Annotated in this window: 17 protein-coding genes; 9 read left to right on the top strand and 8 right to left on the bottom strand. The window is 62.8% G+C overall.

Features of this window, described 5'->3' with window-relative positions; genetic code table 11:
• Positions 1 to 18: 18 nt before the first annotated feature.
• The 6 genes from nusB to nrdR all read right to left on the bottom strand — a co-directional run bounded on the left by nusB (position 19) and on the right by nrdR (position 4,488).
• On the bottom strand, positions 19 to 519 hold the full coding sequence (nusB, locus tag HU730_RS24845; RefSeq protein WP_186527204.1) for a transcription antitermination factor NusB: 501 nt from the start codon (positions 517 to 519) through the stop codon (positions 19 to 21).
• Positions 516 to 992 carry a 6,7-dimethyl-8-ribityllumazine synthase gene (gene ribE / locus HU730_RS24840; protein ID WP_003194576.1) on the bottom strand — a complete coding sequence of 159 codons (477 nt, stop codon included), beginning with the start codon at positions 990 to 992 and terminating at the stop codon, positions 516 to 518. Before ribE ends, nusB begins: the two co-directional genes overlap by 4 nt.
• Positions 993 to 1,080: 88 nt before the next feature.
• The gene (ribBA, locus tag HU730_RS24835; RefSeq protein ID WP_003194579.1) at positions 1,081 to 2,172 is read right to left on the bottom strand and encodes a bifunctional 3,4-dihydroxy-2-butanone-4-phosphate synthase/GTP cyclohydrolase II; all 1,092 of its coding nucleotides are present in this window, start codon (positions 2,170 to 2,172) and stop codon (positions 1,081 to 1,083) included.
• Between the two features lie 15 nt (positions 2,173 to 2,187).
• Complete coding sequence (locus HU730_RS24830) at positions 2,188 to 2,850, bottom strand: riboflavin synthase (protein WP_014720128.1); 663 nt, start codon at positions 2,848 to 2,850, stop codon at positions 2,188 to 2,190.
• 49 nt (positions 2,851 to 2,899) lie between these two features.
• On the bottom strand, positions 2,900 to 4,027 hold the full coding sequence (gene ribD / locus HU730_RS24825) for a bifunctional diaminohydroxyphosphoribosylaminopyrimidine deaminase/5-amino-6-(5-phosphoribosylamino)uracil reductase RibD (RefSeq protein ID WP_019818853.1): 1,128 nt from the start codon (positions 4,025 to 4,027) through the stop codon (positions 2,900 to 2,902).
• Positions 4,024 to 4,488, bottom strand: coding sequence for a transcriptional regulator NrdR (gene nrdR, locus HU730_RS24820; RefSeq protein ID WP_019818855.1), 465 nt, complete (start codon positions 4,486 to 4,488; stop codon positions 4,024 to 4,026). The genes ribD and nrdR overlap by 4 nt, the downstream gene beginning before the upstream one ends.
• A gap of 140 nt (positions 4,489 to 4,628) precedes the next feature.
• On the opposite strand from nrdR, the gene HU730_RS24815 reads away from it, so the two are divergent.
• The 3 genes from HU730_RS24815 to trxA all read left to right on the top strand — a co-directional run bounded on the left by HU730_RS24815 (position 4,629) and on the right by trxA (position 6,927).
• Complete coding sequence (locus HU730_RS24815; protein ID WP_003194586.1) at positions 4,629 to 5,084, top strand: YbaY family lipoprotein; 456 nt, start codon at positions 4,629 to 4,631, stop codon at positions 5,082 to 5,084.
• Positions 5,081 to 5,737 (top strand): 50S ribosomal protein L11 methyltransferase, encoded by a 657-nt coding sequence (locus HU730_RS24810; protein WP_186527203.1) that lies wholly within the window; start codon positions 5,081 to 5,083, stop codon positions 5,735 to 5,737. Before HU730_RS24815 ends, HU730_RS24810 begins: the two co-directional genes overlap by 4 nt.
• A 317-nt stretch (positions 5,738 to 6,054) precedes the next feature.
• Complete coding sequence (gene trxA / locus HU730_RS24805; protein ID WP_019818859.1) at positions 6,055 to 6,927, top strand: thioredoxin; 873 nt, start codon at positions 6,055 to 6,057, stop codon at positions 6,925 to 6,927.
• Here the strand turns inward: trxA and HU730_RS24800 are convergent.
• Complete coding sequence (locus HU730_RS24800) at positions 6,924 to 7,265, bottom strand: hypothetical protein (protein WP_186527202.1); 342 nt, start codon at positions 7,263 to 7,265, stop codon at positions 6,924 to 6,926. The genes trxA and HU730_RS24800 overlap by 4 nt on opposite strands.
• A 129-nt stretch (positions 7,266 to 7,394) precedes the next feature.
• On the opposite strand from HU730_RS24800, the gene HU730_RS24795 reads away from it, so the two are divergent.
• The 5 genes from HU730_RS24795 (at position 7,395) to HU730_RS24775 (ending at position 11,491) form a co-directional block, all read left to right on the top strand.
• Complete coding sequence (locus HU730_RS24795; protein ID WP_054896939.1) at positions 7,395 to 7,994, top strand: DUF2796 domain-containing protein; 600 nt, start codon at positions 7,395 to 7,397, stop codon at positions 7,992 to 7,994.
• 148 nt (positions 7,995 to 8,142) lie between these two features.
• Positions 8,143 to 8,853, top strand: coding sequence for an ABC transporter ATP-binding protein (locus HU730_RS24790; RefSeq protein ID WP_186527201.1), 711 nt, complete (start codon positions 8,143 to 8,145; stop codon positions 8,851 to 8,853).
• A 1-nt stretch (position 8,854) separates the two neighbouring features.
• Entirely contained in the window at positions 8,855 to 10,120 is a 1,266-nt protein-coding gene (locus HU730_RS24785) for an ABC transporter permease (protein ID WP_186527200.1), read from the top strand.
• An 11-nt stretch (positions 10,121 to 10,131) separates the two neighbouring features.
• A complete protein-coding gene (locus tag HU730_RS24780; protein ID WP_054896942.1) occupies positions 10,132 to 10,653 on the top strand; it encodes a DUF3299 domain-containing protein in 522 nt (173 codons plus the stop codon).
• 139 nt (positions 10,654 to 10,792) lie between these two features.
• Entirely contained in the window at positions 10,793 to 11,491 is a 699-nt protein-coding gene (locus tag HU730_RS24775) for an OmpW family outer membrane protein (RefSeq protein WP_014720136.1), read from the top strand.
• A gap of 166 nt (positions 11,492 to 11,657) precedes the next feature.
• Here HU730_RS24775 and HU730_RS24770 read toward each other — a convergent pair whose 3' ends face one another.
• The gene (locus HU730_RS24770; RefSeq protein WP_054896955.1) at positions 11,658 to 12,542 is read right to left on the bottom strand and encodes a sugar nucleotide-binding protein; all 885 of its coding nucleotides are present in this window, start codon (positions 12,540 to 12,542) and stop codon (positions 11,658 to 11,660) included.
• Between the two features lie 166 nt (positions 12,543 to 12,708).
• Between HU730_RS24770 and HU730_RS24765 the strand changes: the two genes are divergently transcribed.
• Positions 12,709 to 16,956 carry a DEAD/DEAH box helicase gene (locus tag HU730_RS24765; protein ID WP_186527199.1) on the top strand — a complete coding sequence of 1,416 codons (4,248 nt, stop codon included), beginning with the start codon at positions 12,709 to 12,711 and terminating at the stop codon, positions 16,954 to 16,956.
• Positions 16,957 to 16,965: the final 9 nt, after the last annotated feature.

The raw sequence follows: 16,965 nt of genomic DNA, 5'->3' as shown, positions 1-16,965 counted from the left end.
TGAGGAATCAAGCGCAGATTAGCGCTTGTGTTCCTTCACTTCGGCTTCACGCAGGCGCGGGGCCAGCTTGTCGAGCACGCCGTTGACGAACTTGTGGCCATCGGTCGAACCGTAGACTTTCGCCAGTTCGATGCCTTCGTTGATCACGACGCGGTACGGCACGTCGACGCGCTTGAGCAGCTCCCAGGTGGACAGGCGCATCACGCACAGCTCAACCGGGTCGAGTTCTTCGATGGTCAGGTCCAGGCATGGCGCCAGGGCTGTGTCGATCTCGGTCAGGTTGGCATGCACGCCGTGCAGGATGTCATGGAAGTAGCTCTGGTCGGCGAAGGTGAAATCGTTATCGACGCGAAACTGTGCCTCGATTTCGTTCAGCGAAGCGCCCGCCAGGTGACGCTGGTACAGCGCCTGGGTCGCGAGTTGACGCGCCTTGCGGCGCTTCTCGCTCTTGGACGGTTTGCCGGCATCGGCAGGACGCGGGTCCTGAGGGTTGAACTGATCGCTATCGTCGGAAATCACTTGGCCTCCAACTGCGACAGCAGGCTGACCATTTCCAGGGCGGACAAGGCAGCTTCAGCGCCTTTGTTACCGGCCTTGGTGCCGGAACGCTCGATGGCTTGCTCGATGGAATCCACGGTCAGTACGCCGAAAGCGACTGGCACGCCGAACTCCATGGACACCTGGGCCAGGCCCTTGGTGCATTCGCCGGCTACGTATTCGAAGTGCGGGGTGCCGCCACGAATGACCGCGCCCAGGGCGATGATCGCCGCGTATTCACCCTGCTGAGCAACTTTTTGCGCAACCAGTGGAATTTCGAAGGCGCCAGGGGCACGGATAAGGGTGATATCGCTCTCGCTCACACCGTGGCGAACCAGGGCGTCAACCGCACCGCTTACCAGGCTTTCAACCACGAAGCTGTTGAAGCGGCCAACCACCAGGGCATAGCGGCCTTTGGGGGCGATGAAGGTACCTTCGATGGTCTTCAGGGTCATTCGACAAATCTCTTAAAGAGCCGGGACGCGAAAAGTGCGTCCCTCAGTGATGATTTAACCGCGAACAAGGGGCAAAAATCGCCAGCCTTTATTCGGAGGGCACGTATTCTACAACTTCCAGGTCGAATCCGGATATCGCATTAAATTTCATCGGTGCGCTCATCAGGCGCATTTTGCGCACGCCCAGGTCGCGCAGGATCTGCGAACCGGCACCGACGATGCTGTAGGTGGTCGGTTTTTTCACCGGCACGGCGTCGGCGGTTTCGCGGATGTGCGCCAGCAGCACATCACCATCGAGCGGGTGACCGAGCAACAGCACCACACCGCTGCCGGCCTCGGAAACCGCAGCCATGGCGGCGCGCAGGCTCCAGCGACCGGGCTGCTTGACCATCAACAGGTCACGCAGTGGGTCCATGTTGTGTACGCGTACCAGGGTCGGTTCTTCTGCGCAAATGTTGCCCAGGGTCAGGGCCATGTGCACGTCGCCTTCCACTGAATCACGGTAGGTCACCAAATTGAATTGGCCCAGCTCGCTGTCCAGTGGCTGCTCGGCAATCCGCTGAACGGTACGTTCGTGGATCATCCGGTAGTGAATCAGGTCGGCGATGGTGCCGATCTTGAGGTTGTGCTCTGCGGCAAAGGCCTCGAGTTCAGTACGACGGGCCATGGTGCCATCGTCGTTCATCACTTCGCAGATCACCCCGCTTGGCTCGAAACCGGCCATGCGCGCCAGGTCGCAGGCGGCTTCGGTGTGACCAGCGCGGGCCAGGGTACCGCCCGGTTGGGCCATCAGCGGGAAGATGTGGCCGGGGCTGACGATGTCTTCGGCCTTGGCGTCTTTCGCGGCAGCGGCTTGCACGGTGCGGGCGCGGTCAGCGGCGGAAATGCCAGTAGTGACGCCCGTGGTGGCTTCAATGGATACGGTGAACTTGGTGCCGAAACCCGAGCCATTGCGCGGAGCCATCAAGGGCAGCTTGAGCAATTCGCAGCGTTCACGGCTCATGGGCATGCAGATCAGCCCCCGGGCGTGCTTGGCCATGAAGTTGATGTGCTCGGGCTTGCACGCTTCGGCGGCCATGATGATATCGCCTTCGTTCTCGCGATCTTCGTCATCCATGAGGATGACCATCTTGCCTTGGCGGATGTCTTCAACCAGTTCTTCGATGCTATTGAGCGCCACGCGGCACCCCCTTGGTCAGGATTTCAGGTAGCCGTTAGCGGCCAGAAAACTTTCGGTGATGTTGCCTGATGCAGGCTCTGCGGCCTTTTCGCCCAACAACAGGCGCTCCAGGTAACGGGCAAGCAAGTCGACTTCCAGGTTCACCCGGCGACCCGGCTGGTACGAGGCCATGATGGTTTCGCTGAGGGTGTGGGGAATGATGGTCAGTTCAAATTCAGCGCCATTCACGGCGTTCACGGTCAGGCTGGTGCCGTCGACGGTGATCGAGCCTTTGTGGGCGATGTACTTGGCCAGCTCTTTGGGCGCGCGGATGCGGAATTCCACCGCGCGGGCGTTCTCGCTGCGGGCCACCACTTCGCCGACGCCGTCGACGTGGCCGCTGACCAGGTGACCGCCCAGGCGCGTGGTCGGCGTCAGGGCTTTTTCCAGGTTGACCGGGCTGCCGGCCGCAAGATCGTTCATCGCGGTGCAGTCCAGGGTTTCCCGGCTGACATCGGCAGCAAAGCCGTTGCCCGGCAGCTCGATGACGGTCAGGCACACGCCGCTGACGGCGATGCTGTCGCCCAGCTTGACGTCGCCGAGGTCCAGCTTGCCGGTTTCAACCAGCAGGCGGACATCCCCGCCTTTGGGGGTCATTGCACGGATGCTGCCGATGGATTCGATAATGCCGGTGAACATTTCGTTCTCCTGAAAACGAGGGGGCTGACGCTCAAGCGCAGGCCGGGAATTATACGCTCACTGCTGGGACGGGGATGGCAGTGACTCGCCAGTCGTCGCCCACAGCGCGCATTTCGGTGATCTTGAGTTGGGGAGCATCGGCCAACTTATCAAGCGGCCAGTCCAGCAACGGGCGGGCAGCGGAGCCGAGGAACTTGCCGGCAATGAATATCACGTATTCATCCACCAGGCCTTGTTGGGCAAACGCGCCGGCCAGGCTTGGGCCGGCTTCCACCAACACATCGTTGACGCCACGGGCAGCCAGGGCGACCAATGCCGAGCGCAGGTCAACCTGGCCCTCCACACCTGGAACCACAAGGCACTCAGGGCCCCGGGGGAACTGGTTCTCCGGAGTCACGCAGGTGATGACCAATGCCGGGCCGGCCTTGAAGAACGGTGCGTTGAGCGGCACCCGCAGGCGGCCATCGATCAGCACGCGCAACGGCGGGCGCGACATGGCCAGGGCGGTGGTTGCGTCGTCCAGGCCCAGTTCGGCGGCGCGTACGGTCAAGCGGGCACCGTCGGCCAGTACCGTGTCGGCACCGGTCAACACCACACTGGCCTCGGCACGCAAGCGTTGCACCGCAGCACGGGCGGCGGGACCGGTGATCCATTGGCTTTCGCCGCTGGCCATCGCCGTGCGGCCGTCCAGGCTCATCGCCAGCTTGACCCGCACAAACGGCAGACCGTGCTCCATGCGCTTGAGGAAGCCGGGGTTAAGCGCCCGCGCTTCGGTTTCCAGCACACCGCTGCGCACCTCGATACCCGCCTGGGCCAGGCGCTGCATACCTCGGCCAGCCACTTCGGGGTTCGGGTCCTGCATGCCAGCCACCACCCGCGCGACGCCGGCGGTCACCAGCGCATCGGCACAGGGCGGCGTACGGCCATGATGACTGCACGGTTCAAGGGTCACGTACACTGTCGCGCCACGGGCCTTGTCGCCAGCGGCGCGCAGGGCATTGGGCTCGGCATGGGGCTCGCCGGTGCGCTCATGCCAGCCTTCGCCGACAATCTGCCCGTCACGCACTATCACGCAGCCGACCCGCGGGTTGGGGTGGGTGGTGTACAGGCCCTTGCGCGCCAATTCGAGGGCGCGGGCCATGTAGTGGGCGTCAAGCACAGCCTGTTCAGATGTCATTGTTTGGAGGGCTCACGGGCCAGGCGGTCGATCTCTTCGCGGAACTCATTGAGGTCCTGGAAGCGTCGATACACCGAGGCAAAACGGATATAGGCGACTTCGTCGAGCTTTTGCAGCTCGCCCATCACCAACTCGCCGACCACCAGGCTCTTGACCTCGCGCTCGCCGGTCGCCCGCAGCTTGTGCTTGATATGCACCAGCGCCGCTTCCAGGCGCTCGACACTCACCGGGCGTTTTTCCAGGGCGCGCTGCATACCGGCGCGCAGTTTTTCTTCGTCGAAAGGCTGGCGGCTGCCGTCGGACTTGATCAGACGCGGCAACACCAGTTCGGCGGTTTCGAAGGTGGTGAAACGTTCACCACAGGCCAGGCATTCGCGCCGGCGACGCACTTGGTCGCCCTCGGCGACCAGACGCGAGTCGATGACCTTGGTGTCGTTGGCACCGCAGAAGGGACAGTGCATGGTTGGCAGGCAACAAAAAATGGGAGGGCCATGGTAGCGCATCCCTGTGGCAAGACAAGCCATAGCCTTTACGGTATATAGGCAGGCTTATATGTTTGATATTTTTTAAGCCACGGATTTTGTCCTTTCTGGAGCCGTACATGCAGTTACGACCACTCGTTCTACTCAGCCTGTTCAGTTTTCTGGTCGCCTGCAGCAGCGAAGCCCCCAAGCCGGCCGCGCCTCAACCAACACCGGCGCAAGAGAAAAAAGTCCCGGGCATTGAAGACCTCGGCCCCCTGCCCGCCTATCAGCGCGAAATCAGCGGCAGCCTGACCAACGTGCCCGCCGGTGCCGAAGTCGAGATGGCGCTCTTGGTGATCGACGACCGTTCGCGCCCGCAGCAACTGCTCGCCAGCAGCGTACTGAGCGGCAACGGCAAGCCCTTGGCCTTCCGCCTGCGCTTCAACCCTGAAGCCTTCCCGGCCGGTGCCCGCGTGGAATTGCGCGGTCGCGCCAGCCAGTCCGGCCAGTTGATCCTGCATCTACCCGCCGTGCGCGTCACCCAGGCGATCACCCAGAGCACCGGCCCCTTGCAACTCGTCAAGGCACCATGACACCACCGCTGCACCTGCAGCGTGCCTTGAGCGAACTGATCGGCGACGCGCAATTAGTGCCCTGCCCACTGCCGGGCACCGAATTGTCGCTGTGGCTGCTCGACGCCGACAACATGGACCGCGCCTTCAGCCAGGAAGAAACCCGGCGCATCCTGCATGAGCCGCCCTACTGGAGCTTTTGCTGGGCCAGCGGCCTGGCGTTGGCCCGCTACCTGGCGGCGCATCCCGAGTGGGTCGCCGGCAAACGCGTGCTGGATTTCGGCGCAGGTTCGGGAGTAGCCGGGATCGCCGCCGTCAAGGCTGGGGCCCTGGAGGTGGTGGCCTGCGACCTGGACTCACTGGCCTTGGCCGCTTGCCGTGCGAATGCCGAGCTCAACCAGGTGTCGCTGAGTTATTCGGCAGACTTTTTTGCCGAAGCCGACCGCTTCGACCTGATCCTGGTGGCCGACGTGCTCTACGACCGCGCCAACCTGCCGTTGCTGGATCAGTTCCTCACCCGCGGCCGCGAAGCGCTGGTGGCGGATTCACGGGTACGGGACTTCCAGCATCCGGATTATCAGCGGTTGGAGATCCTCGAGGCTTTGACCCTGCCGGACCTGGCCGAGCCTTGGGAGTTTCGCAAGGTGAGCCTGTACCATTCGCGGCGCGCTTGAGGCCATCGCGGGCAAGCCCCAATGCCAGTCAGTTAAGGTTTTTTTGTAGGAGCGAGCTTGCTCGCGAAAAACTCACAGGCGCCGCGTTCATTCAGCAAGCACGCGTTATCGTTGACGATTTTCGCGAGCAAGCTCGCTCCTACAGTAGGCGATGGCCGCTTAACTGACTGCGACGGGACAAGCCCGCTCCCACAGGGGTATGCATTTCAAAGGTGAGAGCTGGTTTGCCTGCGATAGCGGTCTTGAATCCAGGATGCTTTCAGCCAACCTCGCCAGCCCTTATAGTTGCCCCATTCCCGCTTTATTCGAGACGCCCCATGAGTGAGCCCACGCCGTACATCTTCGACGTCACCACCGCCAACTTCGACCAGGCCGTTATCCAGAACTCCTTTGAAAAGCCCGTATTGGTCGATTTCTGGGCCGAGTGGTGCGCCCCCTGCAAAGCATTGATGCCAATGCTGGCGAAGATTGCCGAGAGTTATCAGGGTGAGTTGCTGCTGGCCAAGATCGACTGCGAAGCCGAACAGGACATCGTGGCGCGTTTTGGCATTCAAAGCCTGCCGACGGTGGTGCTGTTCAAGGATGGCCAACCGGTGGACGGTTTTGCCGGTGCACAGCCGGAGTCGGCAGTGCGGGCGATGCTGGAGCCCCATGTGCAAATGCCACCGCCGGCTGCGGCGGATCCGTTGGAGCAGGCTCAGGCGCTGTTCAGCGAAGGGCGTATCAGCGAGGCCGAAGCGTTGCTGGTGCAATTGTTGGGCGAGGACAATACCAACGCCGCCGCTCTGATCCTGTATGCACGCTGCCTGGCCGAACGCGGTGAATTGGGTGAAGCCCAGGCCGTGCTCGACGCGGTCAAGAGCGACGACCACAAGGCCGCCCTGGCCGGGGCCAAGGCGCAAATCACCTTCCTTCGCCAGGCTGCGGATTTGCCGGACGCTGCCGAGCTGAAAAGCCGCCTGGCGCAAAACCCGCAGGATGACGAAGCGGCCTATCAGTTGGCGATCCAGCAACTGGCGCGCCAGCAATACGACGCGGCACTGGAAGGTTTGCTCAAGTTGTTTATCCGCAACCGCAGCTACAGCGAAGGCCTGCCCCACAAGACCTTGCTGCAGGTGTTCGAATTGCTGGGCAATGATCACCCGCTGGTCACGGTGTACCGCCGCAAGTTGTTTGCCGCGTTGTATTAATCACCGATCCAACTGTACAGCGGCGTATCCCCGCCGCTGCTCACCTTCACCTTGGCGCTGTGGCGCAGGCGCACCAGCAGGCGCTTGCCCGCCCCGGCATCGCCAGCCAAGCCTTCGAGTTGATCGAGCAATTCCAGGCCATTGAGTTGCCCGGCCGTGCGTAGCAAATCCTGGGCGTTCTGCCACAGGTCTTCGTTCTGTTTGACCGGCGCCGCAGCCGGTGCGCTGGGCGTTGGAGCGGCCTGCAGTTGGGCGCCTAATCGCGCCCAATCGCCGTCGTCCAGCTCCAGGGTCAAGTCCACCGGCAGGTCGCCGATGGTTCCACGAATTCGCAACATCGTCCTTACTCCTGCATTTTTCTGACGGGCATGCTCCCATGCAGCTTGCGCAACACCAAGCGGGCGGTCAAACTCTTGGATCAATTGTTATAAGATCACATAACAAAACTTTCATCCTGGAGCCCTCTCATGCGCCGTTTGCTGCTTGCTTTGCCATTTGCCCTGCTGCCACTGGCTGTCGCTCATGCTCACGAAGACCACGACCACGAGCACGGCAGCCTCGGCGCCCATGAACATGGCGTCGGGCGCCTGAATGCAGTACTGGACGGCCAGGCCCTGGAGCTGGAACTGGACAGCCCGGCCATGAACCTGGTGGGTTTCGAACATGCCGCCACCAGCGCCGCCGACAAAGCCAAGGTCGCCGCCGTACGCAAGCAGCTGGAAAATCCATCGGCACTGTTCAACCTGCCCAAGGCCGCAGGTTGCGTGGTCAGCAGCCAGGAACTCAACAGCCCGTTGTTCGGTGACAAACCAGAAGCTGAGCATGACGACGATGACCACGCCACCGACGGCAAGGGCGCAGCCGCCCACAAGCATGATCACGACCACAGTGAAATCCACGCCCATTACCAGTTCACCTGCGCCACGCCGGCGGCCCTGGGCAACCTGGACTTGAGCCAAGTGTTCAAGACCTTCCCCGCCACGCAGAAAATTCAGGTACAACTGATCGGCCCTAGCGGTCAGCAAGGTGTTGAAGCGACGGCCACCGCCGCCACCCTGAAGTTCTGACTTGAAAGCACAGTCCCTGTGGGAGCTGGCTTGCCTGCGATACAGGCGATGCGGTGCAGCAGGCACACCGTAGCGATGCCATCGCAGGCAAGCCAGCTCCCACAGTGGATCGGCGCCATTTTCGACTACCAGGCGACACTGACTTCCCATGACTCAAGCGTTAATCGAACTGTCCGACCTGGGCTTCCACTGGCCCGGTCACCCGCAGTTGCTGGACATTCCCGCGTTCCGCCTGGAACCCGGGGAAACCCTGTTCCTCAAGGGCCCGAGCGGCAGTGGCAAGACCACTCTGCTCGGGCTGTTGGGAGGCGTGCAGAAGCCCAGCCAGGGCAGCATCTGCCTGCTCGGCCAGGAGTTGACCGAACTCTCGGCCGGTGCTCGTGACCGTTTCCGTGTGGACCACACCGGCTATATCTTCCAGCAGTTCAACCTGCTGCCGTTTCTGTCGGTGCGCGAGAACGTCGAGCTGCCATGCCACTTTTCCAAGCTGCGCGCGCAACGGGCCAAACAGCGCCACGGCAGTGTCGACCAGGCCGCGGCGACCTTGCTCGCACATTTGGGTTTGAAGGACCAGAGCCTGCTGGAACGCCGTGCCGATTCGCTGTCCATCGGCCAGCAACAACGGGTGGCCGCTGCCCGAGCGCTGATCGGACAACCGGAACTGGTGATTGCCGACGAACCCACCTCGGCCCTGGACTACGACGCCCGCGAAGCCTTCCTGCAGTTGCTGTTCGCAGAATGCCGCGAAGCGGGCGCCAGCCTGTTGTTTGTCAGCCATGACCAAAGCCTGGCGTCGCTGTTCGACCGCAACCTGTCGCTGGCCGAACTCAATCGCGCCGCCATGCCCGCAGAGGTTTGAGATGTATCTGTTCCGTCTAGCCATGGCCAGCCTGGCTAACCGCCGCTTTACCGCGATCCTCACCGCGTTTGCCATCGCGCTTTCCGTCTGCTTGCTGCTCGCGGTGGAGCGTGTGCGCGTCGAGGCGCGCAACAGTTTCGCCAGCACCATCAGCGGCACCGACCTGATCGTCGGTGCCCGTTCCGGCTCGGTCAACCTGCTGCTGTATTCGGTGTTCCGCATTGGCAACGCCACCAACAACATCCGTTGGGACAGCTACGAGCACTTCGCCGCCAGCCCTCAAGTGAAATGGGCGATCCCGATCTCCCTCGGCGACTCCCACCGCGGCTACCGGGTGATGGGCACCAACGAATCCTACTTCGAGCACTACCAGTACGGGCGCAAGCAAAACCTCGAGCTGGCCAGCGGCCGCGCCTTCGCCACCGACCCGTTCGAGGTGGTGCTCGGCGCCGAAGTGGCCGACGCGCTGCATTACAAACTCGGCGACAAGCTAGTGCTGGCCCACGGCGTGGCGGTGGTCAGCCTGGTCAAGCATGACGACAAGCCGTTCACGGTGGTCGGTATTCTCAAGCGCACCGGCACGCCGGTGGACCGCACGCTGCATATCAGCCTCGGCGGCATGGAAGCGATCCATATCGACTGGCACAACGGTGTGCCGGCTCAGGGCAAAGGCCGCATCAGTGCTGACCAGGCGCGCAATATGGACCTGACGCCGCAGGCCATTACCGCGTTCATGCTCGGCCTGAACAACAAGATTTCCACCTTCGCCTTGCAACGGGAGATCAATGAATTCCGTGGCGAGCCAATGCTGGCGATCCTACCCGGTGTCGCGCTGCAAGAACTCTGGAGCATGATGGGCACTGCCGAAAAAGCCTTGTTTGTGATCTCGCTGTTCGTAGTACTGACCGGTTTGATCGGCATGCTCACGGCGATCCTCACCAGCCTTAACGAGCGTCGCCGCGAGATGGCGATCCTGCGGTCGGTGGGCGCGCGGCCTTGGCACATCGCAACGCTGCTGATCTTCGAAGCCTTCGCCTTGGCCTTGTCTGGCGTGGTGGCGGGCCTGGGGTTGCTGTACCTGTGCATCGCCGCCTCGCGGGGTTATTTGCAGGCCAACTACGGTCTGGACCTGCCGATGTCGTGGCCGAGCGAATATGAATGGACGTTGCTCGCCGGTATCCTGGCAGCCGCCCTGTTGATGGGCAGCGTGCCCGCGTGGCGCGCCTACCGCCAATCTTTGGCCGATGGCCTGTCCATCCGTTTATGAGGAAGGCTTCGATGCGTCGTGCCCTGTTTGCCCTGTTGTTGTTGATAGCCGTGCCTGCCTGGGCGCAGGAACAGCCCAAGGATCTGTCCTGGCAGGAGATGATCCCGCCGGATGCGCCACCTGAAGTGCCCAATATGAAGCCGCTGCACGACCTGTCGAACATGGCCGATGCCTTGTCCGTCGAAGCCGCGCCGGCGGCCAAGCAGGACATGCCTAACGCGCCAGTGGTACAGAGCCTGGATGGCCAGCACATTCGCCTGCCGGGGTATATCGTGCCCCTGGAAGTCAGCGAAGAAGGCCGCACCACGGAGTTTCTGCTGGTGCCGTATTTCGGCGCCTGTATCCATGTGCCGCCACCGCCGTCGAACCAGATCGTGCATGTGAAAAGCGAGGTGGGGGTGAAGCTCGATGAGCTGTATCAGCCGTATTGGATCGAGGGCGCGATGCAGGTCAAGCCATCGTCCAGCGAATTGGCGGACGCTGGTTACCAGATGGACGCTCAGAAGATTTACATGTACGAGCTCGAGGAATAACCCCACACACCGAAGCTCCCACAGGTTTAGATCAGTGGCGCAAGTGACTGATCACCCTTTCATTGAGCTGAGTCAAAAGACCGTACGGAACGATCTTTACCATTGGACGTACAACTTTTAAACGTCCTTTGGAGCTCCCATGAACAAGTCTCTGCTCGGCGCGTCCCTCTTCGCGCTCGCCCTCGTCGCCCCCGTCGCTCACGCTCACCAGGCGGGCGATATTCTGGTTCGCGCCGGTGCAATTACCGTGAACCCGAAGGCCGACAGCAGCAGCGTCAAGGTTGACCAGGGCCCATTGGCCGGCACCAATCTGGGCGGCAAGGCGACCATGAGCAGCGACACCCAACTGGGCTTGAACTTCGCCTACATGATCACCGACCACGTCGGCATCGAATTGCTCGCGGCCACGCCGTTCGAGCATGACGTGAAGATCAAGAACACCGCCCTGGGCGCCGCCAATGGCAAGCTCGGCACGCTGAAGCACCTGCCGCCGACCTTGAGCGTCGTGTACTACCCGCTGGATCACAAATCCGCGTTCCAACCGTATGTGGGCGCCGGTATCAACTACACCTGGATCTACGACGAGCACGTGGGCAGCCGCGCCGAACAGGCTGGTTTCAGCAACTTCAAGGCCGAGAACTCCTGGGGCTGGGCTGCACAGATCGGCGCCGACTACATGATCAACGACAAGTGGATGATCAACGCCCAGGCGCGCTACATCGACATCAGCACCAAAGCGACTGTGGATAACAACGCGCTGGGCCAGGGCACTCGGGCCAAGGTCAATGTGGATGTAGACCCGATGGTTTACATGGTGGGTATCGGCTACAAGTTCTGAGTTCGGTTTAAGCCACACCGCATAACCCATGTGGGAGGGGGCTTATGTGGGAGCCGGGCTTGCCCGCGATGCAGACACCACGGTGTATCAGTGATACCCAGGTGATGCTATCGCAGGCAAGCCAGCTCCCACATAAGTCCCCTCCCACATTTTGGTTTTGAGGGTGTCAGCTATGGCGGTAGAAGCGATCCAGAAGCGCCGGCAAGCCTGCCCGCCATGCCCTGGGCTTGATGCCGAAGGTGTGGAGGATTTTCTTGCAGGCCAACACCGCATGCTGCGGTTCATCCGCCGCATCCGGCCGCGCTGCGTGAGCCTGGGCGGTGGGGGACTCGATGGCCAGCGGATGGAAGTTGCGCGCTTCAGTCAGAATCGCCTGCCCCAGCGCCAACGGGGTAGTCGCCTCGTGGCCGGCGTAGTGGTAGGTGCCCCATAGCGGCGCAGCGCAATCGAGTTGCTTGAGCACCGAGATGATCACCCGCGCCGCATCGTCCACCGGCGTCGGGTTGCCCCGGCGGTCGTCGGCCATCAGTAGCTCGTCGGCGTTCTCGGCCCGGGCCAGGAAGCGCCCGAGCGTGCCGTCGACGCTGTCATCGAGCAACCAGCCAAACCGCAGCAGCACATGCTGCGGGCACGTAGCGCGCACGCTTTGTTCGATACGCCACAACGCCTGGCCGCGCAGGCCCAGGGGCACCGGCTCGTCTTTCTCGCTGTAGGCCGTGGCGCGGGAGCCATCGAATACGCGGTAGCTGGACGGTTGCAGCAGGGTGATGCTGTGATGCTGGCACAGCTCGGCCAGGCGTTCGATGGCGAACTCCTGGGCGGCCAAGCGGGTTTCGCTCACGGCTTCGGCCTGGAACCAGTCGAAATAGTAGGCGAGGTTGATCAAGGCATCGGGACGGGTGTCGTCGAGCAATTGGGTGAGGCTTGCGGCATCCCAGCCGTCTTGGGGCGGTTTGGGGGCGAGGAAACCGATGTCTTCCTCCGCACCGAGGCGAATCAGCGCCTGCCCGAGGGCATTCCCGCCGCCCAGTAACATAAGGCGCATTCGCATAGATTGAGCAGGCCCGGTCTGTTTGGAACGATGGTTATTATCGACAGGCATGTGCGCCTTGCCGTAGGTAGTTGCCAGAATCGTTGCATTTTGCGGGTTTGTAGCGCAACCGTCACGGATAAAGTGCGGGGTTGCAACTTGGCCCCGCCGGTTGCATATAGGGTGAATGAACCTTCCCGAATCAACGGACAAGGGTTTGCACGGCTTTCACCCCGCCGTCAGCACTTGGTTCCGTAGTACCTTTCCTTCGGTGACCAATGCCCAGGCCCAGGCGTGGCCGTTGATCCGCCAGCGCCGCTCGACGCTGATCGCCGCGCCCACCGGCTCCGGCAAGACGCTGACGGCCTTCCTGGCGGTGCTGGACGACCTGGTGCACCAAGGCCTGGCCAACGGCGGCGAACTGCCGGACCAAACCCTGGTGGTGTATGTGTCGCCGCTCAAGGCGCTATCCAACGATATCCAGATCAACCTGCAAAACCCGCTGGCCGGCATTACCGAACATCTAGAGAAGCGGGGGCTGCCGCCGCTGGTAATCCGCACCGCTGTGCGCACCGGCGACACCCCGCAAAAAGACCGCGCCCAGATGCGCAAACGCGCACCGCATATCCTGGTAACCACTCCTGAATCGCTCTACGTGCTGCTTGGCTCGGATTCCGGCCGGCACATGCTCGCCAGCACACGTACGGTGATCGTCGATGAGATCCACGCCATCGCCGCTGGCAAGCGCGGCAGCCACTTGGCCTTGAGCCTGGAGCGCCTGCAAGGGCTGTGTGCCGAGCCATTGACCCGTATCGGCTTGTCGGCCACGCAAAAACCCATCGAAGCCGTCGCACGCTTTTTAGTTGGCACCGAACGTGATTGCGCCATTGTGGATATCGGCCACGCCCGCCCCCGTGACCTGGCGATCGAAGTGCCGCCGGTGCCGCTCTCGGCGGTGATGGCCAACGACGTGTGGGAGTTGGTCTACGATCGCCTCGCGCAATTGGCACGTGAACACCGCACCACCCTGGTATTCGTCAACACCCGACGCCTGGCCGAACGCCTGGCCCGGCACTTGAGCGAGCGCCTGGGCAAGACCGCCGTGGCCGCTCACCACGGCAGTCTGGCCAAGGAGATGCGCCTGGATGCCGAACAGCGCCTCAAGGCCGGCGAACTGCAAGTGTTGATCGCCACGGCGTCCCTGGAGCTGGGGATTGATATCGGCGAAGTGGACCTGGTGTGCCAGATCGGCTCACCCGGTTCCATCAACGGCTTCCTGCAACGGGTCGGCCGTTCCGGGCACCAGGTCGGTGGCACGCCCAAGGGGCGCCTGTTTGCCACCACCCGCGACGACCTGATCGAGTGCGCCGCGCTGCTCGACTGCGTGCGCCGTGGCGAGCTGGATACCTTGCATATTCCGGTGGCACCGCTCGATGTACTGGCCCAGCAGATCATCGCCGAGGTCAGCGCCCAGGAATGGCCGGAACAGGCGCTGCTGGCGCTTATCCACCGCGCCGCGCCTTACGCCGAACTGGATGAACGCCACTACCAGGCCCTTTTGCAGATGCTCAGCGAGGGCTACAACGGCCGCCAGGGCATGCGCAGCGCCTACCTGCACCGCGACGCCGTGGCCCACACCCTGCGCGGCCGCCGTGGCGCCAGGCTCACGGCGGTAACCAGCGGCGGCACGATCCCCGACAACGCCGACTACAGCGTGTTGCTGGAGCCGCAAAGCCTGAATATCGGCAGCGTCAACGAAGACTTTGCGGTGGAAAGCATCGCCGGGGATATCTTCCAGCTCGGCAATACCTCCTATCGCATCCTGCGTGTCGAAGCCGGCAAGGTGCGGGTCGAAGACGCCCAGGGCCAACCCCCGACCATTCCGTTCTGGTTGGGTGAAGCGCCCGGGCGCAGCAACGAGTTATCGGTGGCCGTGGCCCGCTTGCAAGGGCAATTGGACAGCTTGCTCGGCGCCACGCCCGGCGACCTGCAACCGGCCCTCGACTGGCTTACCGGCACCCTGGGTCTCAATGTCGCCAGCGCCGACCAACTGTTGGATTACCTCGCCCGGTCGCGCCAGGCCTTGAGCGCCTTGCCGTCCCAGGACACATTGATCATGGAACGGTTTTTCGATGCGTCCGGCGGCACCCAACTGATCATCCACACGCCGTTTGGCAGCCGCATCAACCGCGCCTGGGGCCTGGCCTTGCGCAAGCGCTTTTGCCGTACCTTCAATTTCGAGTTGCAAGCGGCGGCCAGTGAAAATGCCATCGTGCTGTCGTTGTCCACCAGTCACAGCTTCGCGCTGGATGAGGTGTGGCGTTACCTCAACAGCAACAGTGCCGAGCACATCCTGATCCAGGCCGTGCTGGATGCGCCACTGTTCGGTGTGCGCTGGCGCTGGAATGCCGGCGTGGCCCTGGCGCTGCCGCGTTATACCGGCGGGCGCAAGGTGGCGCCGCAGATCCAGCGCATGAAGAGCGAAGACCTGATCGCCAGCGTATTTCCCGACCAGATCGCCTGCCTGGAAAACCTCTCCGGCGAACGCGAAATCCCCAACCACCCGCTGGTGGAGCAAACCCTCGACGACTGCCTGCACGAGGCCATGGACAGCGACGCCTGGCTGGCGCTGCTGCGGCGCATGGAACGCGGCGACGTGCGGTTGATCAGCCGCGACCTGCCCGCGCCCTCGCCCATGGCCGCAGAAATCCTCAGCGCTAAACCCTATACCTTCCTCGACGACGCCCCCCTGGAAGAGCGCCGCACCCAGGCCGTGCTCAACCGACGCTGGAGCGACCCGCAGAGCACCGACGACTTGGGCGCCCTGGATGCCGACGCCATCGCCGGTGTACGCGAAGAAGCCTGGCCGGCGCCCAATGGCCTGGATGAAATGCATGAAGCGTTGATGAGCCTGGCGTGCATCGCAGCGGGCGAAGTTGCGCCGCAATGGGCCCAATGGTTGCAGGCCTTGCGCAAGGCCGGGCGGGCCTATCAGTTGCCCAACGGAATGTGGGTCGCCGTAGAGCGCTTGAATTGTTTGCAGGCGCTGTATCCCAACGATCTGCCGTTGCTGCCGGGGTTCGATGAGCCCTGGTCCTTTGATGAAGCGCTGGTGGAAGTGCTACGTGCGCGCCTGAGTGGTTTTGGCCCACTGACCCTGGTCGAGATCGCAGCGCCCCTGGCATTACCGGTGGTGGCGCTTACCCAGGCCCTGGCACGCCTGGAACAAGAAGGCTATGTGCTGCGAGGTCACTTCAGCCCCGGCGTGGGTGAAGAACAATGGTGCGAACGTCATTTGCTGGCGCGCATTCATCGCTACACGGTCAAGCGCCTGCGCCGGGAAATCGAGCCGGTGGCATTGCAGGATTTCATGCGCTTTCTGTTCGATTGGCAACACCTGTCCGACAGCACCCGCGGCCAGGGCAGCGCCGTGTTGCCGCAAATCGTCGGCCAGTTCGAAGGCTATGCCGCCGCCACGTCAGCCTGGGACACAGACCTGCTCAGCGCCCGCATCAAGGATTACTCATCGACCTGGCTCGATGACCTGTGCCGCAGCGGCAAGCTGGTCTGGACGCGCCTGAGCAACAAGGCCGGCGCCATGGCATTGCGCAGCACCCCCGTGGTTTTGCTCCCCCGTAGCCAGGTAGCGTTGTGGAGCGGACTGACCGAGCCTACCGACAGCACCACGTTGTCGCCCAAGACGCAGAAGGTCCACCTGGCCCTGCGCGAGCATGGCGCGCTGTTTTTCGATGAACTGGTACACGAGGCCCATTTGCTGCCCAGCGAGTTGGAGACAGCCTTGCAGGAATTGGTAGGCGCCGGCTTGGTGAATGCTGACAGCTTCGCCGGCCTGCGCGCCTTGACCACCCCCGCGAGCAAACGCCAGGCGCGCAGCAGTCGACGTGGGCGCGGGGCGTTTGTCGGCGGTATGGACGACGCCGGGCGTTGGGCCTTGGTTCGCCGCTCGGCGACCGCCGCCGGCGCGCATACGGCCGAGACCCTGGAGCATGTGGCGATGACCCTGCTGCGCCGCTATGGCGTGGTGTTCTGGCGGCTGCTGGAGCGCGAGGCGGATTGGTTACCGAGTTGGCGCGAGTTGCTGCGCACCTTCCATCGGTTGGAGGCGCGAGGCGAGATCCGTGGCGGGCGGTTTGTCAGTGGGATGGCGGGAGAGCAGTTTGCATTGCCGGAGGCGATACCGTTGCTGCGCGAGGTGCGGCGGCGGCCCCATGATGGGAGTTTAATTGCGGTGTGTGGGGCGGATCCGTTGAATCTTGTCGGCACGCTGTTACCGGGAGCCAAGGTGCCAGCGGTAAGCGGTAATCGGGTTGTGTACCGTGATGGGGTGCCGGCGGCGGTGATGGTAGGGGGCAAGCAGCAAGTTTTGTTGGAGGTGGATCAGCAAGCGGTGCAGGAGAAGTTGATCAGGCGCTGACCTTGAGGG

Origin of the sequence: Pseudomonas sp. SWRI22, from assembly GCF_014268395.2 — a bacterium.
Lineage (GTDB): Bacteria > Pseudomonadota > Gammaproteobacteria > Pseudomonadales > Pseudomonadaceae > Aquipseudomonas > Aquipseudomonas paracarnis.
The sequence above is the reverse complement of the archived record's forward strand: the minus strand, read 5'-3'. Positions and strand labels throughout refer to the sequence as shown.